Raw genomic sequence first — 23,933 nt, 5'->3', positions numbered from 1 at the left:
AGAGCTGCGTCCTGGTCGATGACTGCGGGGATTCCAGGACCCCTGCCAGTGCGGCCGGCCGCTTGGCCTCCACGGTCCAGTGGCCGGACCGCCCGATGAGCGAAGTGGTCAGTTGTCGGGCTTCTTCGAGTGCCAGGGGGTGGCGGCCCGGGTGGGGCGGGCGCCGGCCTCGGTCTGCTGGGCGCACACGGCGTTCGTCACGAGCTCGCGCGCGTACGCGGCGTCCAGCCGGCCGGGGCGGAAGAGGATGCGGTACATGATCGGCGCCACGACACGGTCGATCAGCAGTTCCGTCTCGGGCACCGCCTCCCCCCGCCGCACCGCACGGGCCAACACGACGTCGATCTGCTCTGCGGCATACGCCGAACACCGGCCGGCGTGGGTTCCGTCGGGGTCGCCGAGCAGGGCGTCCCGGATGTAGGCGCGCCCGGGCGGCGAGGCCATCTCGTCGAGGAACTGTTCCGCCCACGCGTCGAGATCGGCCCGCAGGCTTCCGAGATCGGCCGGATCCGTTTCCGGGCGCAGTCGTTCGACGGCCACGTCGGACAGGAGTTCCTGCAGGTCGCCCCAGCGACGGTAGATCGTGGAGGGGGTCACGCCCGCCCGAGCGGCCACCATCGGGACCGTGAGCGCGTCGCGGCCCACCTCCCCTACGAGTTCACGTACCGCCGCATGGACGGACTCCTGTACGCGTGCGCTGCGCCCGCCGGGGCGAACCATGGGCCTGGGACTCATGCGGTCCACCTTAATGCGATTTTGTTGCTTCTAGGCGGTGGCCGGCGTCGGCGACCCGCGGGGCCGCGCGCCCGGGCGCCCGAGCACGGCGGACGCCCCTGCGGCGACGCGACCGCATGCCGGCCGGAACGTCCGCCTTCCCTCAGGCAGCGAGGGGAGCAAGCCGCCCCGCGCCGGCCACCGACTCCTCGTAGACCCGGCCCACACGGAGCACCGTCGCGTCGCGGAAGGGGCGCGCCATCAACTGCATGCCGATCGGCAGTCCGGCGCGGTCGTGGCCGACCGGCAGGGTGAGGGCCGGGACGCCGGTGATGTTGGCCGGGGCACAGAGGCGGACGTAGCTGTCCGACACGGCCTCGGTCGTGCCGTCGGCCCACTCGACGGCTTCCTGCCCCGCCTCGGCGGCGGTCGTCGGCACCGTCGGCGCGGCGAGGACGTCGATTCCGTCGAACATGCGAGCCCAGGCGTCTCGCATCATGGTGCGGGCCCGCTGGGCGCGGAGGTAGTCGCCCGCGGAGATGAGTTCGCCGGCCTCCAGCAGGATGCGAACGTCCGCCGCGTACAGGTCGGGGGTGGCCCGCAGCGACCGCTCGTGGTAGGCGGTGGCCTCGGGAACCATCAGCCCCCACTGAACGGCCTGGAGGTGACGCGCCATCGGGATCTCGACGTCGACGAGTTCCGCCCCCAGCTCCGCCAGCCGCTCGATCGCGCCGCGTACGGACTCCTCGACCTCGGGCGTGACCCGGTCGAAGTAGTGGTTCCGCGGTACGCCGACCTTCAGTCCTCGCAGGTCGCCTCCCGGGAAGCGGTCCGGCACCGGGCCGGACACGCTCGCCGGGTCGCGCGGGTCGTGGCCGGCGGTCGCCGACAGCACCAGCGCGACGTCCTGGACGGTGCGGGCGAGAGGGCCCACGTGGTCCAGGGACCAGGACAGCGAGGTCACGCCCGTGCGGGGGACCAGGCCGTAGGTCGGCTTGAGGCCCACCACGCCGTTCAGGGCCGCGGGGACCCGGATGGAACCGCCCGTGTCCGTGCCCATGGCGAACGTCGCCCCGCCGGCGGCGACGGCCACCGCCGAGCCGCCGCTCGACCCGCCCGCGACCCGGCCGTGGTCCCAGGCGTTGTTCGTCTGCGGAGTGGTCAGGCCGTAGGCGAACTCGTGCGTGTGCGTCTTGCCCAGGAGGACGGCCCCGGCGGCGCCGAGCCGTTCGGCCACCCGGCTGTCGCGTTCCGCCACGTGCCCCGCCCGGACGCGCGAGCTCGCCGTGGTGGGTATCCCCTCCGCGTCGATCAGGTCCTTGAGCGCCATGGGGATCCCGTGCAGCGGCCCGCGCGGTCCGCTGCCGGAGATCTCCCGTTCGGCACGGACCGCCGCGGCCAGGGCCGCGTCGGCGGTGACGGTGACGTAGGCGCCCAGCCGTCCTTCGACGGCGGCGATACGGGCGAGCACCGATTCGGTGAGTTCGACGGGGGACAGCTCCCGTGCGCGCACCGCACGGGAGGCTTCGGTCAGCGACAGCTCAAACGGTTGCATCGGCGCTCCCCCGTCCGGCTCGGTAGGAGGACGCGGGAGGGGTCTCGCCGAAATCGAGCTCGCGCAACGTGCTGATCACGGAGTGGATGTGGTTGGCCGTCATGGCCACTGCTTCGTGTCGGCCGTCCCCGAGGGGGAGACCCGCCCGCAACGCCCCTCGGGCTGCCTCTTGGGGAGTGAGTTCGCTGCTCATGGCTTCCTTCCGCATCCGTGCGGCGCGAGGGGCCGGGGCTGGTACAGGACCTCCGGCCACCGCAAAAGCGAATCGTTTGCTTTAGTCGAGCGTAGGACCTACGGTGCCTTAAAGCAAACCAATCGCTTTTAGTACGGGAAGGACCCTCATGCAGAGTGTCCCCGCGGGCCTGGCGCCTCCCCGCACCTCCCCCTCCGGACGCCTGCCGTTCGCGCTGTACGCCTCGATCCTGATCGCGCTGCTCGCCGCATCCAGCGCGCCGACCCCGCTGTACCCCCGCTACCAGGCTCAGTGGCAGTTGTCGTCCCTCGACATCACCGTGGTCTTCAGCGCCTACGCTCTGGCGCTCCTGATCGCACTGCTGACGACCGGAACCCTTTCCGACCATGTCGGACGCCGCCCCGTGCTCCTGGGCGCGCTCGCGGTCCAGGTCGCCTCCATGGCACTGTTCGCGACGGCCGGCGGCCTGACCACCCTGATCGGCGCCCGCGTGCTGCAGGGCATCGCGACCGGCGCGGCGACCAGCGCGGCGGGTGCGGCTCTCCTCGACCTGGAAGATCCCGCCCGGCCGGGCCGCCCCGCTCTGGCCAACAGCATCGCGCCGGTGACGGGCATGGCGGCCGGCGTCCTGGCAGCCACCCTCATGGTGCGCTTCGCCCCCGTTCCGACGATCACGGTGTACGCGGCCCTGATCGCCGTGTTCGCCGCGCAGGCCATCGCCCTCGTCCCGACGTCCGAGACCGTCCGCCGCCGTCCCGGAGCCCTGCGCTCGACGCGGCCCCGCCCGGCGCTGCCGTCGGCGGCCGCCCACGCTCTCCTGCTCAACGGCGCCGGCGTCGTCGCCGTCTGGGCACTCGGCGGCTTCTACTCGTCCCTGGGACCGGGCTTCACACGGCTCGTCTCCCCCGGCGGACCCGAATACGCCGGCGGCATGGTCTTCTTCACGCTGACGGCCGTCGCCGCCCCGACGGTGTACTTCACGCGCAGGATGCGTGCCGACGTCTCCGCTCTCCTCGGGAGCTGCGCGGTGATTCCGGCGGCCGTCCTGACCCTGGGTGCCCTCCGTCTCGCCTGCCCGGTACTTCTCTTCGCCGGGGCGGCGCTGGCCGGGTTCGGCTTCGGAGCCGTCTCCCAGGGTGCGCTGCGCGCGGTCGTCGACTCGGTCCCGGCCCGGGAGAAGAGCGGCACGCTCGCCTCCTATCACGTACTCAGCTACCTGGCGATGAGTCTGCCCGCCATCGGCGCCGGCGCCCTCACCGCCGGCTTCGGGCTGCGTGCGGCAGCACTGGCCCATGCCGGCTGCGTGGCCGTACTGGCGACCGTCGCCGTCGCGACGCTGACCGCGACGCCGCGCAGCCGGCGCCGGACACCGTCCCCGGACGCCCGCTCCCGCCCGGCAACGAGCAACCACACATCCGCCTCACCCGACACACCCGCTCCGGACATCTCCGTCCTCGCGCCCCATGACAGGTAGGGAAAGTCGCCGTGTTCACCTCATCGCAAACGCCCGAGTCCACCACTCCCCCCGCCTCTTCCTGGACGGTGGGCGACCACACCGTACGACGCGTCGACGAAGTGGCCCTGCCCGCCCGGACCGGTCCGTGGCTGCTGCCCGGGGCAACCCCCGGCCTCGTGAGCCGGACTCCCTGGCTGAGCCCCGAATTCGCCGACGAAGAAGGCGTCCTGCGCCTGGCGAGTCACAGCTTCGCCGTCGAGGCGGACGGCATGCGGGTGCTGGTGGACACCGGCATCGGAAACGGGAAGCCGCGCGCCAACCCCGCCTGGCACAGACTGAACAGCGACTACGAGGCACGGCTACGGGCGGCGGGCTTCGCGCCGGAGAGCGTCGACGTCGTGGTCCTGACCCACCTCCACGCCGACCACGTGGGGTGGAACACGCGTGCCGAGGGCGACGACTGGGTGCCCACCTTCCCGAACGCGCGCTATCTCACCTCACGCACCGAGTGGGACCACTGGGCGAGTGTCGACATGGAGGAGGCGCGTCGGCAGATGTTCCGGGACTCGGTCCATCCCGTCCGGGAGGCAGGTCTGCTCGACCTCGTCGATGTCGCGGACGAGGGCACGGAGGTCGCGCCGGGCGTCCGTCTGCTGCCCACCCCCGGCCACACACCGGGGCAGGTGGCGGTGGAACTGAGCAGCCGTGGCGAGACCGCGTTGGTCACCGGCGACAGCATCCACCACCCGGTCCAGATGGCGCATCCGGAGCTCTGCAGCTGTGTGGACGTCGCTCCCGAACTCGCGGCCAGGACCCGGAACCGGGTGCTCGCCTCACTGGCCGGCACGTCGACTCTCCTGCTCGGGAGCCACTTCCCGCCGCCGACCGCCGGACACGTATTGCGCGAGGACGGCGGGTACCGACTGGTCCCGGCGCCCTCGGGGGTCACGCCCATCGAGGGCTGAAGCGGATCGGAGCACCCGGGACGTGCCGCGCACCGAGTCGCACCGAGTCGCACCGAGTCCGTGCGGGTGACGTCCCGGGCCGTCCGCGACCGGACGGCCCGGGAGCGGCTACGAGGCTCCTCGGGCATGCGCTCCGCCGTCACCGATGGGGCCGGACGACGTGATGACCGAGCATCGGCTTGCGCCCTTCGCGCAAGCCGGCTGTCGGCTGTCCCCCGTGGGCGACAGTCACGCCGACGCGTCACGGACGAGGGCAACCTGCCGGCCCCACTCGCCCCTCGCCGGCCGAGCAACGCGACCCTGCTCCCGTCTCACGAACCGGGCGTCACCCGAAGCAGCACCTCTTCACCGGGAAGTACGCGGCATGGGTGCGCCCCCGGGCGAACACGTCGCACGCCTGATCATCACCGTCCCGGCCTCAGGGGGTGAATCGCCCGGGGGCGAAGAGTGACAGGTCCTGCTGGGCCCTGCCGTCCGTGACGAGCTCAGCGAGGGCCTCGCCGATGGCCGGCAGGAACTTGAACGCATGTCCCGACGTGCCGGCCGCGAGCAGGATCCGGCTCTCGTCGGACGCCGGGCCGATCAGGAAGGCCTGGTCCGGGGTGTTGTCGTAGAGGCACACGGCGCTCTGGCGGTAGCGGCCCCTGCCGAGTCCGGGGATGCGGTCGCGCAGGAAGGACTGGATCTCCTGAACCTCCTGCTGGTCGACGAACCGCTCGACGGAGTCGGGGTCGGCCGGGGTGCCGCCGCTGTGCACTCCCGCCTTCACCCCGCCGTGCGTTCCGTTGGCAGCCGGGTGCCCGTATCCGATCATTCCGTCCCCCTCCCAGATCCAGTACGGGAAGCGGCCGGGCAGGAAGTCCGCCATGTCTCCCTCGGGTTCGAACCAGAGCATCACCTTGCGCAATACGCTGATGGGGATCGCCCTTCCAGGAAGCAGGCCGGGAGCCCAGCAGCCTGCCGACACCACCACGCGCTCGGCGTGGTAGGCCGTCCGGTCGGTCCGTATCCTGACCCCGCCGGAGGTCTCGGTGATCTCCAGAACCCGCTCGTCGAAGTGCAGCTCGGCACCGTGTTTCCCGGCGAGGTCCAGCTGTACCCGTACGGTCTGTTCCGGCTGGACGTATCCGGACTGCGGGTCGTAGACGGCCACGCAGTCGTCGGCGGGGGTGAACTGCGGGTAGTGGGCGTGGACCTGGTCCGCCGTCCAGTACTCGTGGGGCAGTCCGCACTGCTCGGCGCTGGCCCGCGCGGCCGGGATCAGTTCGCCTTCGGCGGGGCCCAGGCACATGCCGCCCGTCTGGTGGAACAGCCGTTCGCCGCTCTCCTCCTCCAGCTCGCTCCACAGCGTGCGCGCGCGGCGCAGCAGGGGTACGTACCCGGGCCCCATGAAGTACGCCTGCCACACCCCGCGGGACTCCCCGTGGCTGGCACCGAGGTTGTGCACGGGGCCGAAGCGTTCGAGTCCCAGAACCCGCTTGCCCGAGACGGCGAGCGACCGTGCGGCAGCGCTGCCGACGCCTCCCAGGCCGACCACCACGACGTCGTAGGACTCGGTCCTCATCGCTCTCCTCCGTGTGTGCGCAGGTGTCCTGCCGCGGCTCGTGCCATCCAGCAGGACAGTTCCGGGTGGGCGCCCTTCGAACCGGGGGCGAGGTGCTGGACCACTCTGTCCCTCACCTCTTCGGGCTGTTCCTGGCTGAGTTTGAACATGCCGTCCATCTGTTCCACGTGCAGCTCGAAGGCCCCCACACCGGGCACGATCCGCCGGAAGTAGTCGAGCGAGTCCGTCATGTCCCACCCGAGGCCGAACCGCCCTTCGAGCTCCTCGACGGTCCGCCGAACCACGTCAAGGGTTTCCTGTCCCTGCGGCAACACGCGCAGGGTGCCTCGTACGTGCACGGACACGAAGTTCCAGGTGGGTGCGGCCGGGACACGCCGGTAGACCGTCGGTGACAGGTAGCTGCCGGACCCGCTGAAGATCGCCAACGCGGGAGTCCCGTCCGTGGCTTCGGCGAGGGCCGCCCAGTGGGGATTCGCTCGGTTCAGGTGCCCGATCAGCCGGTGTCCTCGCAGGTCCTGTGGCCCGTCCGAGAGCAGCAGGTCGGTGTCGGGCGGTATCACGAGGGGTAGGTGCGTGGCGTGCGGCACCGGGGCCGAGTTCGTGGTCAGTGTGGCGAGCGGGTGGGCCCGCACCACCGCCAGAGCCGACTCCGGGTTTCCTTGGTACTGCGGTGGAACGTACACGGTGGGTCCTCCTTGCCTGGCACAGAGTCAGTTCGCCCGCGAGGTCAGGAGGCGCGATGCAGGCGGTCGCGCAGCGCGTCGGCGATCTCGCCCGCCCGGACGGCGGTCATGGACAGCAGGGTCGAGGTGAGCCCGTGCGTGTGCTCGGTGGAGCCCTGGACGTAGATGCCGCACTCGACGCCGTCGAGCATCTCCAGCCGGTAGTCGCGTCCCACCCGTGGCTGCCCCAGGGAGCCCTTGCGGCACAGCCGACGCAGATCCGGTCCGAGCAGTTCGTCCGGGGCGGCCGGGTGGTATCCCGTGGCACAGACGAGGTAGTCGCACTCCACTTCCGTCTTCTCACCGGTGATCAGGGATTCCAGCGTGAGGCGCACGGTGCCCTGCGACTCGTCGCATTCCAGGAACCGAGTGGCGTTGTCGATGAGCAGCCGTTGCTCGCCCCGGACCTTCTCCTGGTACCAGGTGGCGTACAGGTCCTCGATCAACTCCTGGTCGACAACCGCGTAGTTGGTGTTCTTGTGGCGCTCGAGGAGCATCTTGCGGGCTGCGGGCGGGGCCCCGAAGAAGTCGTCGACGGCGGCCGGGTCGAAGATGCGGTTGGCAAAGGGCGAGTCGTCCGCCGGAGCGTATCCGTAGGGTGTGAACACCGCGCGCACTCGTGCGCCGTCGAAGCGGCCGTGCAGATGGGCGGTCACCTCGGCGGCGCTCTGGCCCGCTCCGACCACGACGAACCGCAGGCCCTCGCCCCCCGGCGGCAGTCCGTCGAGGCGCTGGAGCAGCCCGCTGCTGTGCCACACCCTGCTGGATTCGGCCACGCCGTCCGGCAGCCGCCTGCGCAGTCCGGGGGCGATCACCACGTTCCGGGTGCGACGCCGCAGGGTACGGGTGCCCAGCTCGTCGGTCTGGCGCAGGTGCACGTCCAGGAGCCGGCCGCCCTCCACCCCGCCGACCGGTTCGACCGACAGCACTTCGCACCCGTAGGTGACCTTGTCCGCGCATGCGCTGGCGCACCATCGGAAATAGTCGTGGAACTCCATCCTGCTCGGGAAGATCATCTTGTGATTGACGAAGTCGACGAGACGGCCCTGTTCACGCAGATAATTGAGGAACGAAAACTTACTGGACGGATCACGCAAAGTGACCAGGTCCTTGAGGAAGTGGACCTGCATGGTGGCCTCCGGCAGGAGCATCCCGGGGTGCCACGAGAATCGCGGCTGCTTCTCGAAGAAATGCGCGGTGAGTGCCCGTCCGGAACCCTCTCCGAGCGCTATCGCCAGGGCGACGTTGGAGGGGCCGAAACCCACGCCTATGACGTCGAATACAGTGTCGTCGCAGGTTGATCCTGCGGTTGTCCATGAGGTCGGACGGTGGTCATCGATCCCTGTGTTCAAAGGGGACTCCAGTGGTCGGCCTCGGGAACTGCGGTGACAGGTATTGTTTTCGGACAGGACCGGTGGCCCGGACCGTGCGCACCTGCGCCACGGCCCGGGAGACCCGCCGGCATTCAGTTCCGGGACGGTGTGAACGGTGTCCTTCCGGGACGAGGTGCCAGTCGGCCGATGGCGCGGTGCGGCCCCAGCGAGGTGTTGAGCAGCGGTCCGTCGTTTTCTGCCGCCGAGCCCCGGGCGCGTCGTTCCACCGGGTGCGGACGTCCAGGGCCAGGAGGGGTCGTCACTCTCGGCGGACCGGCTGCGGGTACCGGCCCGCGACGGCGCCGGCCTGGTGACGACGGAGAGGTCCGGCCGGGGGCAGTGAGCCGGCAGCGGGCCGACCGAACCGGGGTGAACCGCGCCGTCGGGACTGCGTGGGGACTTCCTGGACCACGAACTGTTCCGCAGCTCGCGCGAGGGCCGCTTGAAGCCGCGCACCGTCCTTCCCGGGCCCCTGAGGAAGGTGAGCCGAATGGTGGTCCTGCCGCTGCCGTCGCCCCGTCGAAACCGTCGAGGGTTCCGGGCGGCAGGCTGTTCGGTTTCAGGGGAGCCGCCGGTCACGGCTCATCGATCGCCGTCCGGAAGCGCTGTTTCCGTGGCTCACCCGCACCTCTCACCGACCGGTTCCAGGAACGCCGTGATCCTGACGGTGTCGGACATGGGGCCGTACGACACGGCTCCTCCCACCTCGTCGCGGAGCAGACCGAGAATCCATCGGCGAGTGGTGAGCGTCTGCGCGGTGAGCGCGTGCAGAGCCTGGCCCCGGCCGACACCGACCAGTTGGCGTACGAGCAGCCGGCCGATACCCCGGCGCTGCCAGCCGTCCTCCACGAGCACGCCCAGCTCCGCCACACCGGGCGAGACGGGGGCCATGCTGGCCAGCGCGACGACCCGGCGGTGGTCCGGCGGGCCGTCGGTCGCCAGGATGCTGGTCGCGCCTGCGGATTCGCTCAACACGGTGTCCAGATAGCTCTCGGGCAGGCCGGGACCCCTGGTCTGGAAACGGTGGTACCGCGTCGCCTCGCTGCATCTGCGGTGCATGCGTTCCAGTGCTGTCCTGTCGCCCGGCACCACGGCCCGGAAGGCCAACCGGCTCTCCGCCATGCCACGGACTCCGTTTCTCTCGATCGAGCGGATCACATGCGACGCACTCCTGCGAGACGGCGCCCATGGCTGTGCCCGTGCCGGCACCGAGCCCTGTGCCTGTGGCCAGCAATTCTCCACTGCAAGTACAACCCAGAATCTCCTGAGCAACACCTCTCGCCGCATGGGACGTTGGTCCTATTGATCGGCAACTGGGAATCCTGTCAGGCTGGCCCGCCATGGACGCAGTGCAGCAGGAGATTCTCTACAATCCCCGTGATCCTGGGATGCGCAGTGACCCCTATCCTTTCTACGCCCGGCTGAGGGAAACCGAGCCGGTGCACCTGACGCCGTACGGCTTCTGGGCAGTTTCCGGCTACAAGGAGACCGCAGCTCTTCTCCGTGACAACCGGCTGACCAGCGAGTTCCATCGCGACCCGAAATGGGCCGAGCACCGTGGTGGCTGGGAAAGTCCGGTGGTCAACGACACCCGAATGTGGATGCTCATGCTGGACGGTGCCGCTCATCGCCGTATTCGCGGAATCGTCAACCCGGTATTCAGTGCCCGGTCGATCCAGCAGATGGTCCCGAAGATCGAGGAGATCCTCGAACGCATCCTGGCCGACCTCGGTTCGGGCGAGGGGATCGACCTCATCGACTCGCTCGCACTGCCACTCCCGGTGACCGTCATCTGCGGCCTCGTGGGACTGCCGGTCGAGGACCGCGACCAGTGCCGCCGGTGGACCGAGGCGATAGGCCACGTGGTCGACCCCGTGCTGAGCGAGGAGACCCAGCAGCGCATGAACACCGCTCTGGTGGAGTTCCGCGCGTACATCACCGAGCACCTGGCCGAGCGGCGCGGCGACCCCCGGGACGACATCCTGTCCCGGTTGGCCTTCGCCGAGGTGGACGGCGAACGCCTCTCCGACGACGAGATCGTCGCCAACGTCCTGCTCCTGTTCAACGCGGGGCACGAGACCACGGTCAACCTGATCGGCAACGGCATGCTGGCGCTGCTCAGGAACCCCGACCAGCTACAGATCCTGCGGGACCACCCCCAACTGATCGACAACGGCATCGAGGAGTTCGTCCGGTACGACGCCCCCGTGCAGCTGGTCGCGCGTATCGCCACCGCCGACCTGGAAGTGGGTGGCAGGACCATCCCCGCGGGTTCCAAGCTCATGCTCCTGCTCGGCGCCGCCAACCGCGATCCGAGGCGGTACGCGCACGCCGACCGGCTGGACGTGCGCCGGGAGGACATCAAGCCGCTGTCGTTCGGCGGCGGACCGCACTTCTGCATCGGCACCATGCTCGGCAAGGTCGAAGGGCGCCTGGTCTTCCGCGAGTTGCTCGACCGGTACAGCCAGATCTCGCTCACCACCGAGGACGTCGTCTGGCGGCCACACGTCAACTTCCGCGGTCTGAGCGAACTGCGGGTGGATCTCGTCCACAGGAGCTGAGCACAGGCCGACGAGTGAACCAGGAAAGGAGATCTCCCGTGCGCAGTCCCCTGTTGTACGGTGACACGCTCACCGAGAACTTCCTGCACCACACACAGGCGTCGCCGGCTGCGGCAGCGGTTTTCCCCGGCAGCGACGAGCGGATCACCGCCGGCGAACTGGCCGAGGCCACTCTGAGCTGCGCACTGGGGCTCCAGGAACACGGCGTGGGCCCCGGCTCGATCGTCGGTCTCCTGGTGCCCACCGACGCGAGGTTCCTGACCCTCTTCTTCGGCGTGCAGCGCACCGGAGCCGCGTGCAGCGTCCTCCCGCTGCCCGCGGGATTCGGCGACGAGCGGGCCACCGCACGGAGGCTGAGCAGGATTCTCCAGGTCGCGGGGATCCGCCACCTGGTGCTCGGCCCGGCCTACGCCGACCTGGGTTCCCTCCTCATGGAGCAGAACCCGGGACTGATGCTGATCGACCCGGGCACGTCCCGTTCCGGTAGCGCCCGTGCCCTGCCCCCGGTGGACCCGGACGCCCTGTCCGTCGTGCAGTTCACCTCGGGCAGCACCAGCGCTCCCAAGGGCGTACAGCTCAGCCAGCGGTCCATGGCCGCCGGTCTGCGCGCCTGCGTGGTGTCCGGCGCCTTCAGTCCCGACGACGTCTTCATGCAGTGGGTGCCCACCTTCCACGACATGGGGCTCGTGGGCCTCTTCTCCCACCTGCTCAACGGCGCCGACGTCCACGTCTTCACTCCCACGGCTTTCCTGCGCAGACCGGCCGCGCTGCTCAAGTACTTCGCCGAGCACCGCGGCACGGTCATCACGGGGCCGAACTTCTCGTACGACCAGATCCTCGACGCGGCTCCACCCGAGTTCGTCAGGGAACTCGACCTCTCCGCCTGGCGGCTGGCCTTCAACGGCGCGGAACCGGTGAGCGCCGCGAGCACGGAGCGGTTCACCACCGCGCTGGCGCCCGCCGGACTCCGCGACACCGTGATGTACCCGGTCTACGGCATGGCGGAAGCCACCTTGGGGATCACCTTCCCCGAGCCGGGCAGCCCCGTGCGCATCCTGTCGGTCGACCGGGCCGAACTGGCCTCGGGACGCAAGGCGGTGGTCGTACCGCGCGGCACCGGAGGCGCCAAGGACGTGGTGGGCCTCGGCCGCGCCGTGCACGGCATCGAGATCCGGCTCGTCGGCGAGGACGGCCGTGTGTGCGTGCCGGGTGAGCTGGGCGAGATCCAGATCGCCGGGCCCCCGGTGACCTCCGGGTACTACAACGACCCGCAGGCCACCGCGGCTGCCTTCGACGGCCGCTGGCTGCGCACCGGGGACATCGGCTTCCAGTACGAGGAAAATCTGTTCGTCACCGGCCGGCGCAAGGAGATGGTCATCGTCCGGGGCCAGAACTTCTTCCCCGACGACATCGAGGCCATCGCCCGCGAGATGCCGGGTGTCTACCGAAAGCGCTGCGTGGCGTTCTCCGACACGGAGCCGAACGGCAGCGAAGTGGTGCGCGTGGTGGTCGAGGCCGACCCCAGGAACGCCGCCACCGACCTGGCCGAGAACATCGCCGCCCGCGTCGAACAAGAGATGGACTTCTCGGACGTACGCGTGCATCTTGTCAAACCGCGCTGGATCACCCGTACCACCAGCGGCAAGTGGCAGCGGTCCCTGACCCGCGAGCGGCTCTCCGGGCTGGCCTCCCCCGGACCGTCCCCGTCCGCTGACTGAAGCCGACCGAACAGGAACAGAGGGCACCCCCATGACCACTCCGCACAAGCTCCAGGCGGCCCGAGACCTCGGGACGGAACCGCTGCACAGCTACGACGTGTTCCCCGTCTACCAGAACGCCTCCTGGGAATTGAAGGACATCCCCTGGGACGAGTTCAGGCCCGACCTCGTACGCCCCGAGTACATCGCCTTCGCGATGGGTGCCGTCATGGGCGAGTCCAATTCCATCGCGGCCCAGCACGGCTTCTTCAACGAGTTCGAGGACGACTACGACTTCTCGGCCTTCGTATGCCTGTGGGGCTACCAGGAGCTCCAGCACCACCTGGCCTTCAAGAAGTGGCTGCGGCTGGCCGGTGAGGACGTCGGATACGAACAGATCAACGCGATGCGGGCGCCCTACCCGCCGGGCATCACGCCCTCGGCGACCCTCGCCACGAACATCATCTCCGAGATAGCCACCAACCACATGTACAAATGCGTGAGCCGGGTGGCCGAGGAACCGGTGATCGCCAAGCTGATGAAGCGGGCGAGCGGCGACGAGGCCCGCCACGCACGGGAGTTCATCCACTACACGGCCCGGCGGCTGGTCACCCACCCGCACGAACTGGCCTCGGTACTGGAGACGTTCTACGTCTACATGGCCGACCCCGACGGGCGCTACCAGCACCCGGTGAGCAAGTTCAAGAACAACCTCCCCGAGCTCGACGGCCACGTCACCATCGACGAGGTGTTCCGGTACTTCGGCGAGGTCGACGACGGCACCGAGTGGGACCGCATCCACCGTCAGCTCTTCAGCACGCTCACCGAACTCACCGGCGAGTCGATCACCAGGCTGCGTGACATCCGCAGGACCCTGGCGTCGCTGCCGCCCACCCCGGCCGGCGCCTGATGACGACCGAGGCCACCCCGGTCGAGCTGCCCTGGATCGACGAGCCCCGCTTCCAGTGCTTCGGCTGCTCGCCGCGGAACAAGATCGGTCTCGCCCTGAAGATGTACCGGACCGACGAAGGCGGCCTCGCCACCGACGTCACCTTCGCCGACGACTACGCGTCCTATCCCGGAGTGGTGCACGGCGGGATAGTCAGCGTGCTGGTCGACGAGCTGATGGGTGACCTGATCGCCCTGGACCGCGGCCTGCTGGCGTTCTCCGTGACCTTGCGCACCAAATTCCTGCGTCCCCTGCGCACAGGCACGCCCTACCGGGCCGTCGCCCGTGTCGTGCGCGAGGGCGCCGGGGTCGTTCACGCGGAGGCCGACGTCCTCTCATTGGACGGCGAACACCACGTCATGGCGAGCTCCGCCTACCAGCCGATCAGCTCGGAACAGGCGACGGGGCACATGGGCCTGGCCGGCGCCGACCGGGACCGGCTCGCCCACTACTTCGACCACTCGATTGGATGACCATGACTCAGTCGGCCGACCACCAGCTCTCCGCTCTCGACGCCACCGCGGTGCTTGACGAGGTGCGAGGACAGACCAGTAAGGAACTCGGCATCGCCGTCGGCGAGATCGAGCCGGACACCGTCCTCAAGCAACTGCCCGGTTCCGACTCCGTACGGCTGCTGCGGGTCGTCGCCCAGATCGAGCGCATCTACGACGTCGAACTGGAGGACGAGGACATCTTCGCGGTGCGCACCGCCCAGGACCTCGCCGACCTGATCCTCGCCCAGCACCGGGACGTGGCCTGAGATGACGACCGGGGTCCACACGGAGCCCGCCCTGCTGCACACCGGCCGGGACGGAGACCTCGCCGTCCCGCCGGAGGAGGCCAGGCGCGCGACCAACCAGCACTACGAACTGCCCCCCGAGGTCTTCACGGCCTTCCTCGACGCACGCGTCAAGTACAGCTCCGCGCTGTACCGCGACCCGCACCACACCCTGGAAGAAGCACAGACCGCCAAGCTGCACTTCGTCGCCGAACGGCTCGGCCTGCGGGGCGGCGAATGCCTCCTCGACATCGGCTGCGGCTGGGGCAGCCTGACCCTGTTCATGGCCCAGGAGTACGGGTGCGAGGTGACGGCCGTCACCCCCTCCGCCCCCCAGGCGGAGTACGTCCGGGAGCAGGCGGCCCGTGCCGGGCTGACCGGCCGCGTCATGGTGCGGATCGGGTCCTATTCGGACATGGAGATAGAGGGCCGGTACGACGCGGCGACGATGCTGGGCTCCATCATCCACATGCCCGACCGTATCGACGCGCTGCGCAAGACCTACCAGGCGCTGCGCCGGGGAGGGCGGCTCTACCTCTCCGAGAGCTGCTTCCGAAACGAGGAGGTCTACCAGGAATTCGCCAATCGGCCCGGCACCAAGCACGTCACGGAGCGCATCTTCGGGTTCGCCGACATGGTGCCCTTCTCCCAGCTGATCGGAGCCACCGAGTCCGCGGGCTTCAGCCTGGAGACGCTGGACGACCTCACCGCCCACTACCACCGCACCATCGAGGAGTGGGAGCGGCGGGCACTGGCCAACAGCGACCGCATCGAGGCGGCGGCCCCGGGCATGACGGCTCCCCTGGTGGAGTACCTGCGCACGGCGAACGCCGGCTGGGGGTACACCTCGAAGCACTACGCCCTCACCGCCGTCAAGTCCCGGCTCGGGCTCAGGACCGTCCGGTGAGCGCCCCCGCGCACACCGGGACGGCGGACGCGTCGACGTCCGCGGACCTCCTGCCCGTCACCCAGATGTTCGAGCTGGTGGACCAGGCGGTGACGCGGGCGGGCGAGCGCGCCTGGACCCTCAACGATCTGGACTGGTCCGCGCTGCGACCCGAGCGGCTCACCGAGGCCGACCGGTCCGCGGTCCGTTTCATCACCTTCGTCGAGGACCACATTCCCGGTTACCTCTCGCACTTCCTCGAAGCCTTCCCGGTGGCCGCCGCCGAGCAGGAGCTGGAACGGTTCGGCTTCAACCGCGAATACTTCCGCTTCCTGGTCGCCTGGGCCGGTGACGAGGAACGGCACGCCTCGGCGCTCGCGCGCTACCAGGTCGACACGGGCATGGCCACGCGCGAGGAACTGCTGGCCGACCTGGCCGAGGAGGGACGCAAGACGTTCACCCTGCCCTATCAGCACCCGGTGCAGTCCTTCACGTACACGCTGATCCAGGAGAAGGCGACACAGCTCTTCTACCAGCGGTTCAGGGAAACGGTCAGCGAACCGTTCCTGAAGGACCTGCTGGGCAGGCTGGCACGGGACGAGGCACGTCATTTCGCCTTCTACACCAACCTCGTCGGTGCCTACGTGGCGCGTGACGGAGCTGCGTCGGTGCCCGGTCTCAAGGATGTCATCGCCACGTTCCGGATGCCGCTCGCGGACACCATGAAGGGCTACTGGCGGTGGTCCCTGCGGGTCGCGGACTCCACCGCCTACGACCACACGGAGGCGTACGAGTCCGTGGTCCGGCTGGTCAAGGGCTTCGTCGACACACCGGGCGAGCCCACCGTGGCCGAGCTCGGCGAGTTCGTGCAGGCCATCCGGCGCGTGCGATGACCCCAGCGGTTCCGCCGGCGTCCCTGGTGGTGAGCTGCGACTGGGGTGCGCTGTCCGGGCCCGAGGATCTGCTCGGCGACCGGGAGCGGGCGCACGCCGCCTTGCTGCACGGGCCGAGACGTACGGAATGGGTCCGCACCCGGCTCACCGCCAAACTGGCGGTGCGGCGAGTGTCGGGAGAGTCCGGTGGCGAGATCCTGCCGGACCGGCACGGAGCCCCGTGCCTGGTGGCGGGGCCCGCCTCGGTGACGGTCTCCCTCGCGCACACCGGGTCGCTCGCCGTGTGCGCGGTCTCCCGGGGGGACCACGCCGGAACGCTCGGCGTCGACGTCGAACCCTTCGATCCGCGCAACGAGATCTTGCTGCCCCGGCTTCTGGGCCACGACGAAGAGCCGCACGTCGTCGGCGGTCTGTCCCCGGGCGTCCGGGCCACCGTGCTGGTGAGCTGCAAGGAAGCCGCGTTCAAGGCCTGCCGGGGGGCGTCCCGTTCGCTGCGCGACCATCGGTTGTGGCGCTGTCCGGACGGACGGCTCTGGGTTCGCCCGGCCGTCCCGGGAGCACCCGACCTGCGCATGTTCCTGTCGTACGGGGCGGGCCTGGTGACGGCGCTGTGCCAGTCCGGACCCCGGACTCCGGCATATCTGCGTGTCACCCCCGGGGAGGTGCTCGCGGAACTGCGGCCGGGCGCCCCCGTTCGGTGAAACAGACCGTGTGGGACGAGGAGTTCGCCGGGCCGGGGACCAGCTGGGCGCGGTCGGATTCCGCTCCTGCCGGCCGGGCTCGCGGCGGGGACCACCGGACTGGACGCGGAAGCGACGTTCCTCGGGGTCACCGCGTTCGTGATGTGTCCGTCCGCTGTCATCCGTGTGAGCGGCGCGGTCGGCCCTGGTCGTCCGCGGTGATGGCGTTCAGCAGCGCGTGCCTGGGTGCCGCACCGGGAGGGACGGCGCTGACGGGCCTTCCGGGGCTGATTCCGGGCCGTGCTGACATCGGCTGACCCGTCTGACGCCACGGAGAGGAAGCCATGACGATGCTCGATCCGGCCGTGGTGAGGCGCGCGGTCGAGGCCGCGCTCACCGAGCGGGCCGCGGCCGACGACGTCACCACCCGCTGGAGCGTGCCCGAGGAGGGCCGTGCGACAGCCACCGTCTTCACCGGGAAACCGGGAGTCGTCGCGGGGCTGTCCGTCGCCCTGGGGGTCTTCACCGCGCTCGGCCCCAAGGTGGAGACGACGCCCCAGGTCAGCGACGGGACGCGCGTCGGTACGGGGGACGTGCTGCTCACGGTGGAAGGGCCCACCAGGAGCATCGTCACCGGGGAGCGCGCCGCGCTGAACTTCCTTCAGCGGATGTCCGGAATCGCCACGCCCAGGACACGGTACGCGCGGGCCGTCGCGGAGTTCCCGGTACGGCTGCGGGCCCGGGTCGACTGGATCATGCTCGACGACATGCCGCTCGACGGGACCGAGGCGGCCGTCCGGCTGCGCGACTCCCTCCCGGGGGCCCGGGAGACCGGCCTTGAGGCCTCTGGCACTCCCCCACCCCGACGACCGGGGGAGCTCGCGGGGACCGGAATCGATGCGGCTTCGGCCGGGGCGGCTGACACACAGCGCCCCGGCGCTGGACCTCAGCATGCAGCTGGAGGCGGGGTGACACCGGCCCCAGGATCAGGCGCGGATCACGCCGGAGCTGTCGCCGCGCAGTACGACCACGCCGCTCTGGTTGGCGATCTCGATGTCGAACTCCACCCCCGTGCCGGAGCGAACCTCGCTCAGTGCCCTGATGGTCACGGTGGCGGAGATGGTGTCTCCCGCCCACACCGGTTTGAGGAATTCCCAACCCATGCGCCGTGCGATGAAGTCGAGTTCACCACCGATCTTGGTGGCCAGCGAGGCGGTCAGCAGCCCGTGGGCCATCGCCGCGCCCTCCGCCGGCAGATGGTGACGGCCCCGGTCTCCGGCGAGTTCGGCGAAGGCGGCGATGTCCTCCTTCGTGATGGCGCGTTCGGCATGGAAGGTCTGGCCGACCGTGAGGCCGGCCGCCGCGGTGACCGGGCGGTCGCCGGTCCCTTCCGGGCTCACCGGGAGACCCCCGCCGCAGGCGCGTGGCCATTGGCCGGCGCCTTCGGCTTGTCCCGCACCATGCAGCTGCTCTTGCCGACGGCACACAGTTTGCCGGCCGAGTCCACGGCACGGCAGGCGGCCAGACCGCGCGAGCGTCCCAGGTGGACGACCTCGGCGTCCACGGTGATCAGGCCGGAGGCTTCGGAGACCGGCCTCAGGAAGTCGACGCTCAGGTCGAGCGTGACGATGTCTTTGTCGTCCGGAATCGCGGAGAGAATCGCGCAGCCCAGGGCGGAGTCAATGACAGTGGACAGGATACCGCCGGCAAGAAACCCCAGATGGTTGGTGAAGAAGTTCTTGACCGGCATGGTGAACTGCACCGCACCGGGATCCACTTTGGTGACGGAGATGCCGAGCACCTGGGCGACGGGAGGGGCAACGACTTCGCCCGTGATCAATCCGCGAAGATAATCGAGTCCCGACGCACCGGACTGGGCGGCAAATAATTCACCTTGATCCTTCCACTGGAGCTCGACTGTGTGAATTTTAGGGGTAACGGCCTCTGTCACCTTGGCTCCTCGGTCGGGACGGCGATGCAGATCCATTCCTACCGCACCCTCGCCCGGGCCGCAATGGACCTTCGCACACAGGAGGCTTTGCACACGACGGACACCCCGGACGGCCCCCCGGGCGCTTCCGCTTGTGGAGAATCAGCACCAGCACATGGGTCAAACGTCCCAGTGGTCGAATGCAATGCAGTCGGTATCCTCGACATGTCTCACGAGAGGCGCTGAGGGTCGAACTATCCAGCGATGGGGATGATGTGACCGATGACAGCACGGCTGCAATCCGCAAACCGATTCTTCGCCAGCCCTCTCGGATTGGGCGCCTACCGGCCCGGTCGCGTCGTGGACAACGCAGAAATCTGTCGGCTCATCGATTCGGACACCGATTGGATCGAGACACGGTCAGGAATTACCGCTCGCCGTTTCGCAACTCCCGAGGAATCGATTCCCTTCATGGGAGCCAGGGCCGCGGAGAAAGCACTCAGCGCGGCGGGCCTGCCCCCCGCCGACGTGGACTGCGTGATCCTCGCGACGATGTCCTACCTCCATCAGGCTCCCCCCGCAGCCGCGGCCTGTGTCGCCGAGCTGGGCGCGGACGGTGCGGCAGCTTTCGACCTCGGCGCGGCATGCGCCGGCTTCTCCCATGGACTGGCCCTGGCCGGCAGCCTCGTGGTGACGGGCCAGGCGGAGCACGTGATGGTGATCGGCGCAGAGCGCATGAGTGACATCGTCGATCCACGGGACCGGTCGACCGCCTTCATCTTCGGCGACGGCGCGGGCGCCATGCTCGTGGGACGCTCCGCCGAACCGGGCATCGGCCAGGTCGCGTGGGGCACGGCGACAGGCCATGTACGGGCCATTCAACAGCCCGCGTCGTTCGCGGACCTGAAAGGCGGAGCATCCACGCCGTGGCCCTACCTGGAAATGGCCGGCCCCGAAGTCTTCCGGTGGGCGATAGACGCCGTCGGCGAGGTGTGCTCACGTGCCATGGAATCGGCAGGAGTGGACAGCGGAGACATCGAGGCGTTCGTGCCCCACCAGGCCAATGGCCGCATCATCGACGCCGTGGTCAAGAACATGAAGCTGCCCGCCTCGGTGGCGGTGGCGCGCACGGTCCGGGAGGACGGCAACACCTCGGCCGCGTCCGTACCGCTCGCGATGGATCATCTGGTGTCAACCGGCCAGGTCCGGCGCGGTGGCCTCGCCCTGACCGTGGGGTTCGGCTCGGGGCTCGGCTACTCGGCCCAGGTGATCACGGTCCCCTGAACCACCCGGAGCTCCGCCGCCCGGTCCGGCCACCGCCCGGCAGGCCGAGCGCGTCGGAACAAGGAACGAACGTCGCACACCTCGTCCCGCCCTCGGCGCAGGCCGCGCCGCACGTCCGCGTCCGGCCGTGCCGGGCGGAGGTCGTGGGCCCCGTGATGCGCGGCCCCATCACACCTCATCGTTCGAGTCGTTCTCGGAAATTTCCTGCGAACGCAACCCTTCCATTTCCCGCAGTTGGTCCAGCATGATTTCCGCGAATTCCAGCCCCTTCGGAGACAATCCCACCGCACGCATGGCCACTCGCGTGATGCCCGCCTTCTCGATTTTGCGCAGATCTTCACCGGTGAGTCCGGTATCGCGCCAGACCGCGAGCTCCGCGAGCATTTCTTTGGTGCGTTCCGCTGATTCACTGTCGATGAAGTAGGAGACCTGAACACCGAAGAATCGGGCAAGTGCCTCCAAATGGTGCACTCGCGGGTTCTCCCTCTCACCCTTCCGGAGATAGGCGATGTACTGCTTCGAGATGTCACCACCCTGCTCCCGGACGGCGCGCGCCACCTCCTCGTTGCTATAGGGGCCACGACCGCGAGGATGGACCGTCTCGAACAGGTGATTCAATCTCTCCGCCAGCGTATTGGGCCTACTTGCCCCCATATGCCCCACCTTTCAAGGCTTCCCATGTGACAACTCGGAGAAAGATCAAGTCGGCACCCGACCATGGGAGTTGACGCCTTCAATGAGTCGCCGTACGCTCGATAAGAGGTCGACCAAACACTTTCCAAGCTGTTCAGCAGAGGCTACCGCATATCACTGGATGCCTCTACACCCGCCTCCCACTTTTTCCGGGGCGGCGACTTCCGTCGATCCCCCAGTAACTCGCACTGCCTTTGCCAGACGCACGTGCGCCGAAGTGGGTGAGCCCTTTAAAACCCCCTTCTCCCCGCTGCACGTTCCGCTTCACGGGCACTCAGAGGAGACGAGGAAAGCAGATGGGCGAGTCGAGCATTGCGGAGATAGCCAGGCGCGAAGCCTGGCTTACCGACCTGACCGAACGCGAAGTGATCGTCCTACGCCTGTTATCGCGCGGCCTGAGCAACAGGCGCATCGCCCGGACTCTGGACATATCAGAGAAGACGGTGAAGAACCACCTCAGCGGCATCTACGCCAAGATCCACGTGACCGACCGCACCCAAGCCCTGCTCTACGCGCTCCGGACAGGCGTGGCCGATCCACGCCCGGTGCCCGGCACCCCGCTCCAGGCCGGCTGCGGGGACGCGACGGTCCGTCCGACGCCGCTGACGCCCCGGGAGAAGGGGGTGCTGGCGTTACTGTCGCGCGGCCTGAGCAACAGGCGCATTGCCCGGACTCTGGACATATCAGAGAAGACGGTGAAGAACCACCTCAGCGGCATCTATGCCAAGATCCACGTGACCGACCGCGCCCAAGCCCTGCTCTACGCACGGAGAACCGGACTTTCCTGAGTCGATAACTGGCTGAATCACAACCCCCTGGCCTTCCGCTCGGATCTTTCGCTGCGTGACTTCATGTCACATCATGGGAGGGTCGGTGTGCAGCAGAGGTGAAGGGGTGGGCCATGATGCGGCGCTTAATGCGAAAACGGTGTGCCGAACTGATAAGAAGTCTCGACCTGAAAGCGCCCCTGCGGGCCGAAGAGCTGTGCCGACAAGTAGCGGAACGCCGCAACCGCCCTATCCGTCTGGCTCCACTGGCTTTTCCGCACGGCGGCCCCGTCGGCCTTCTGGTCTCCACGGCGTCGGTCGACTACATCTTCTACGAAACGCATACTTCAGTTCCTCACCAAACTCATATAATCGCCCATGAACTGGGGCACCTATTGTGGGGGCACTCATCCGCCGCCAGTACCGACGCAGTGACCCCGACTGTTCCGGAAAGCATCAATCCGACCCTGATAAAACACATGCTCGGGCGCACGCTCTACAGCCATCCCGAAGAGTTCGCGGCCGAATATTTCGCCACCCAGGTCCTGCGTCGGACCAGTGAGTGGACCATCGAGGCATCATCCGTTCCGGAAGATGAACGAGAACTGGTGGAACGCCTGGAACGCTCACTGCGCCCAGGGCCCGAGGAACATGCATGACCGAAGTCCTTCTCCGCGTGTTCAGCGTGACGCACTTGCTGTCCGCAGCCGTCTGCTTCACTGCCTTCGGATACAAATGGCACGACTTGAGAAGAGACCGAAGAAACCTGTCGCTCATCGCGCTGTGCGCAGGCCGCCTACTGAATGGCAGCGCCTACTTGATGCTTGCGCCGGTCAGTTACATCGCCATCGGGAAGCTTTCCGGAATTCCCAATCTGGCCACCTTGATCGCCTATATATGCATCATTCTGGCAGCGCTGTTCACACATGTCATGGTCTACGGCTGGTTCAAGCACCCGCGTGCAGTGAGGTCCAGCGCGTCGCTCATCGTCTGTTTCTACCTGCTCGCCGTTCTCGCGATGATCACCCTGTTCTTCGCCACCCCGCTGCCCGAGCCGCACCCCCTCGATTTCGAGATCCACTTCGCGCCTGTCGCCTCCGCGAGCGCATACTCCCTCGTGTTCCTGACCACTTATGGCCTCAGCCTCGTCAACACCGCTCGACATGCATGGCCTTCGTCGAAAGTCATCAGCCGGCCCTGGCTGTCCGAAGTGCTCCGCATCACGGCAGTCGGCAGCTGGTTCGTCATGGGATTCATCATCGGCAAACTGCTCGGCCTCGTGGGCCGCTGGTGCGGCACGACCGCGTTCGACCAGGCCGCCGTCCTCTGGAGCCCGCTCATGGCGAGCGTCGGCTCCCTGGCCCTCGGGGTGGGCTACACCCTGCCGCGCTGGGGCAAGGGGGTCGACAACAGAATGCGCCGATTCCGCTCCTGCCGCCGACTGCATCCCTTGTGGCTCGCGCTCTGCCAGGCCAACCCGGGCATCGTGCTCTTCGAGACCAGGCCGACCAGACCTCGGGTGTGGACCCGGGATCTCCAGACCCGGCTCTACCGAATCGTCATCGAGATCCGGGACGGGCAGCGGGCCTTGCAGCCCTACACGCGCGTGCCCTGCGTCGACGCCTTGGAGAGGATACTGCGCGCGGGGCCGGCGCGAGAGGCGCGCCCCGAGGTCCTGCGCGAGGCCTCGGCCCTCGCATTGGCCATACGCGGCAAAAGACGCGGCGCGGGCACCACCGGCAGCAGCAAACTCAGTACAGCGCAGACAGGGGAGAACTTCTGGGACGAGTTGACGTGGTTGGAAGACGTGGCGGAGGAGTTCCAGCGCCTTCACAACGATTCGGATCCTTACGTCGGCCGGAGATGACGGTCGATCTCCCTTGTCCACAGGTCAAACGCCCTTCGCGACCGCTTCCAGAATCGCCACGCACTCCACGTGGTGCGTCATCGGAAAGGTGTCGTGCTGACCGATTCTCGGAAACTCCCAGGTCAGAGCTTGTTTATCGGCTCACTGTCCCGCGTGCGGGCGCCCAGAGCGTCAAACGAGCGTCATGGCCGACAGTCGAGGCCAACATCCATCCACCGGATTCGCCCGTGCGCCGCAGCGGTACGCGGCGGTGCCGGTACTAGCCGCCACCCCGGAGGCGGGCGGTCGGCCGGTACCGGACCGGGCCCCGGGTGGACGTGTCCCTGGCGGACCGAGCCGGGACGCTTCTGACCGCGCACCCGCGGACTCGGCACCTACCTGGGTGTCCGGAGCCGGCGAACGCCCC

Annotated in this window: 24 protein-coding genes and 1 pseudogene; 15 read left to right on the top strand and 10 right to left on the bottom strand. The window is 68.7% G+C overall.

All coding sequences use genetic code 11. The annotated features are described in order from the left end of the window. Positions 1-108 precede the first annotated feature (108 nt). The 3 genes from ACF09K_RS24465 to ACF09K_RS24455 form a co-directional block, all read right to left on the bottom strand. Positions 109-735: a TetR/AcrR family transcriptional regulator gene (locus ACF09K_RS24465; RefSeq protein ID WP_392246676.1), complete on the bottom strand. Its 627-nt coding sequence runs from the start codon at positions 733-735 to the stop codon at positions 109-111. Between the two features lie 142 nt (positions 736-877). Further along, on the bottom strand, positions 878-2,269 hold the full coding sequence (locus tag ACF09K_RS24460; RefSeq protein ID WP_392246674.1) for an amidase: 1,392 nt from the start codon (positions 2,267-2,269) through the stop codon (positions 878-880). Further along, positions 2,256-2,462 carry a hypothetical protein gene (locus tag ACF09K_RS24455; RefSeq protein WP_392246673.1) on the bottom strand — a complete coding sequence of 69 codons (207 nt, stop codon included), beginning with the start codon at positions 2,460-2,462 and terminating at the stop codon, positions 2,256-2,258. The genes ACF09K_RS24460 and ACF09K_RS24455 overlap by 14 nt, the downstream gene beginning before the upstream one ends. A gap of 148 nt (positions 2,463-2,610) precedes the next feature. Between ACF09K_RS24455 and ACF09K_RS24450 the strand changes: the two genes are divergently transcribed. After that, positions 2,611-3,936, top strand: a complete 1,326-nt coding sequence (locus ACF09K_RS24450; RefSeq protein ID WP_392246671.1) for an MFS transporter — start codon at positions 2,611-2,613, stop codon at positions 3,934-3,936. An 11-nt stretch (positions 3,937-3,947) separates the two neighbouring features. Then, a complete protein-coding gene (locus ACF09K_RS24445) occupies positions 3,948-4,883 on the top strand; it encodes an MBL fold metallo-hydrolase (protein WP_392246669.1) in 936 nt (311 codons plus the stop codon). A 418-nt stretch (positions 4,884-5,301) separates the two neighbouring features. Here ACF09K_RS24445 and solA read toward each other — a convergent pair whose 3' ends face one another. The 4 genes from solA to ACF09K_RS24425 all read right to left on the bottom strand — a co-directional run bounded on the left by solA (position 5,302) and on the right by ACF09K_RS24425 (position 9,664). Beyond that, positions 5,302-6,447 (bottom strand): N-methyl-L-tryptophan oxidase, encoded by a 1,146-nt coding sequence (gene solA / locus ACF09K_RS24440; RefSeq protein WP_392246667.1) that lies wholly within the window; start codon positions 6,445-6,447, stop codon positions 5,302-5,304. After that, on the bottom strand, positions 6,444-7,130 hold the full coding sequence (locus tag ACF09K_RS24435; protein WP_392246666.1) for an FMN-binding negative transcriptional regulator: 687 nt from the start codon (positions 7,128-7,130) through the stop codon (positions 6,444-6,446). The genes solA and ACF09K_RS24435 overlap by 4 nt, the downstream gene beginning before the upstream one ends. Positions 7,131-7,174: 44 nt before the next feature. Beyond that, entirely contained in the window at positions 7,175-8,509 is a 1,335-nt protein-coding gene (locus ACF09K_RS24430) for a lysine N(6)-hydroxylase/L-ornithine N(5)-oxygenase family protein (RefSeq protein ID WP_392246775.1), read from the bottom strand. A gap of 651 nt (positions 8,510-9,160) precedes the next feature. Then, positions 9,161-9,664: a GNAT family N-acetyltransferase gene (locus ACF09K_RS24425; RefSeq protein ID WP_392246664.1), complete on the bottom strand. Its 504-nt coding sequence runs from the start codon at positions 9,662-9,664 to the stop codon at positions 9,161-9,163. A 266-nt stretch (positions 9,665-9,930) separates the two neighbouring features. Here ACF09K_RS24425 and ACF09K_RS24420 point away from each other — a divergent pair, with 266 nt between their 5' ends. The 9 genes and pseudogenes from ACF09K_RS24420 to ACF09K_RS24380 all read left to right on the top strand — a co-directional run. Then, the gene (locus tag ACF09K_RS24420) at positions 9,931-11,103 is read left to right on the top strand and encodes a cytochrome P450 (protein ID WP_392246662.1); all 1,173 of its coding nucleotides are present in this window, start codon (positions 9,931-9,933) and stop codon (positions 11,101-11,103) included. 38 nt (positions 11,104-11,141) lie between these two features. Beyond that, positions 11,142-12,821 (top strand): AMP-binding protein, encoded by a 1,680-nt coding sequence (locus ACF09K_RS24415; protein WP_392246660.1) that lies wholly within the window; start codon positions 11,142-11,144, stop codon positions 12,819-12,821. Between the two features lie 31 nt (positions 12,822-12,852). After that, positions 12,853-13,710, top strand: a complete 858-nt coding sequence (locus ACF09K_RS24410) for a ferritin-like domain-containing protein (RefSeq protein WP_392246659.1) — start codon at positions 12,853-12,855, stop codon at positions 13,708-13,710. Further along, complete coding sequence (locus tag ACF09K_RS24405; RefSeq protein ID WP_392246657.1) at positions 13,710-14,222, top strand: PaaI family thioesterase; 513 nt, start codon at positions 13,710-13,712, stop codon at positions 14,220-14,222. Before ACF09K_RS24410 ends, ACF09K_RS24405 begins: the two co-directional genes overlap by 1 nt. Then, positions 14,219-14,509 carry an acyl carrier protein gene (locus ACF09K_RS24400; protein ID WP_392246656.1) on the top strand — a complete coding sequence of 97 codons (291 nt, stop codon included), beginning with the start codon at positions 14,219-14,221 and terminating at the stop codon, positions 14,507-14,509. Before ACF09K_RS24405 ends, ACF09K_RS24400 begins: the two co-directional genes overlap by 4 nt. Before the next feature lies 1 nt (position 14,510). Continuing rightward, complete coding sequence (locus tag ACF09K_RS24395) at positions 14,511-15,434, top strand: SAM-dependent methyltransferase (protein WP_392246654.1); 924 nt, start codon at positions 14,511-14,513, stop codon at positions 15,432-15,434. Further along, positions 15,431-16,306, top strand: a complete 876-nt coding sequence (locus ACF09K_RS24390) for an acyl-ACP desaturase (protein WP_392246652.1) — start codon at positions 15,431-15,433, stop codon at positions 16,304-16,306. The genes ACF09K_RS24395 and ACF09K_RS24390 overlap by 4 nt, the downstream gene beginning before the upstream one ends. Further along, positions 16,303-17,007: a 4'-phosphopantetheinyl transferase family protein gene (locus tag ACF09K_RS24385; protein ID WP_392246651.1), complete on the top strand. Its 705-nt coding sequence runs from the start codon at positions 16,303-16,305 to the stop codon at positions 17,005-17,007. The genes ACF09K_RS24390 and ACF09K_RS24385 overlap by 4 nt, the downstream gene beginning before the upstream one ends. A 323-nt stretch (positions 17,008-17,330) precedes the next feature. Beyond that, a pseudogene (locus ACF09K_RS24380) lies at positions 17,331-17,600 on the top strand (nicotinate-nucleotide diphosphorylase (carboxylating)); the annotation flags it as partial. Between the two features lie 372 nt (positions 17,601-17,972). Here ACF09K_RS24380 and ACF09K_RS24375 read toward each other — a convergent pair. Both ACF09K_RS24375 and ACF09K_RS24370 read right to left on the bottom strand, forming a co-directional pair. After that, positions 17,973-18,386, bottom strand: a complete 414-nt coding sequence (locus tag ACF09K_RS24375) for a hypothetical protein (RefSeq protein ID WP_392246650.1) — start codon at positions 18,384-18,386, stop codon at positions 17,973-17,975. Further along, positions 18,383-18,973 carry a PaaI family thioesterase gene (locus tag ACF09K_RS24370; protein WP_392246649.1) on the bottom strand — a complete coding sequence of 197 codons (591 nt, stop codon included), beginning with the start codon at positions 18,971-18,973 and terminating at the stop codon, positions 18,383-18,385. The genes ACF09K_RS24375 and ACF09K_RS24370 overlap by 4 nt, the downstream gene beginning before the upstream one ends. Before the next feature lie 225 nt (positions 18,974-19,198). Between ACF09K_RS24370 and ACF09K_RS24365 the strand changes: the two genes are divergently transcribed. Next, the gene (locus tag ACF09K_RS24365; RefSeq protein ID WP_392246648.1) at positions 19,199-20,200 is read left to right on the top strand and encodes a beta-ketoacyl-ACP synthase 3; all 1,002 of its coding nucleotides are present in this window, start codon (positions 19,199-19,201) and stop codon (positions 20,198-20,200) included. 168 nt (positions 20,201-20,368) lie between these two features. Here ACF09K_RS24365 and ACF09K_RS24360 read toward each other — a convergent pair whose 3' ends face one another. Further along, positions 20,369-20,818, bottom strand: a complete 450-nt coding sequence (locus ACF09K_RS24360; protein WP_392246647.1) for a helix-turn-helix domain-containing protein — start codon at positions 20,816-20,818, stop codon at positions 20,369-20,371. 371 nt (positions 20,819-21,189) lie between these two features. Here ACF09K_RS24360 and ACF09K_RS24355 point away from each other — a divergent pair, with 371 nt between their 5' ends. From ACF09K_RS24355 to ACF09K_RS24345, 3 genes are all read left to right on the top strand, one after another. Further along, on the top strand, positions 21,190-21,681 hold the full coding sequence (locus ACF09K_RS24355; protein ID WP_392246646.1) for a response regulator transcription factor: 492 nt from the start codon (positions 21,190-21,192) through the stop codon (positions 21,679-21,681). A gap of 113 nt (positions 21,682-21,794) precedes the next feature. Continuing rightward, positions 21,795-22,319, top strand: a complete 525-nt coding sequence (locus tag ACF09K_RS24350) for a ParH-like protein (RefSeq protein WP_392246645.1) — start codon at positions 21,795-21,797, stop codon at positions 22,317-22,319. Then, a complete protein-coding gene (locus ACF09K_RS24345; RefSeq protein ID WP_392246643.1) occupies positions 22,316-23,527 on the top strand; it encodes an MAB_1171c family putative transporter in 1,212 nt (403 codons plus the stop codon). Before ACF09K_RS24350 ends, ACF09K_RS24345 begins: the two co-directional genes overlap by 4 nt. Positions 23,528-23,933: the final 406 nt, after the last annotated feature.

This window comes from Streptomyces sp. NPDC014882 (assembly GCF_043081325.1).
Classification (GTDB): domain Bacteria; phylum Actinomycetota; class Actinomycetes; order Streptomycetales; family Streptomycetaceae; genus Streptomyces.
This window is presented reverse-complemented; position numbering and strand designations above follow the sequence as displayed.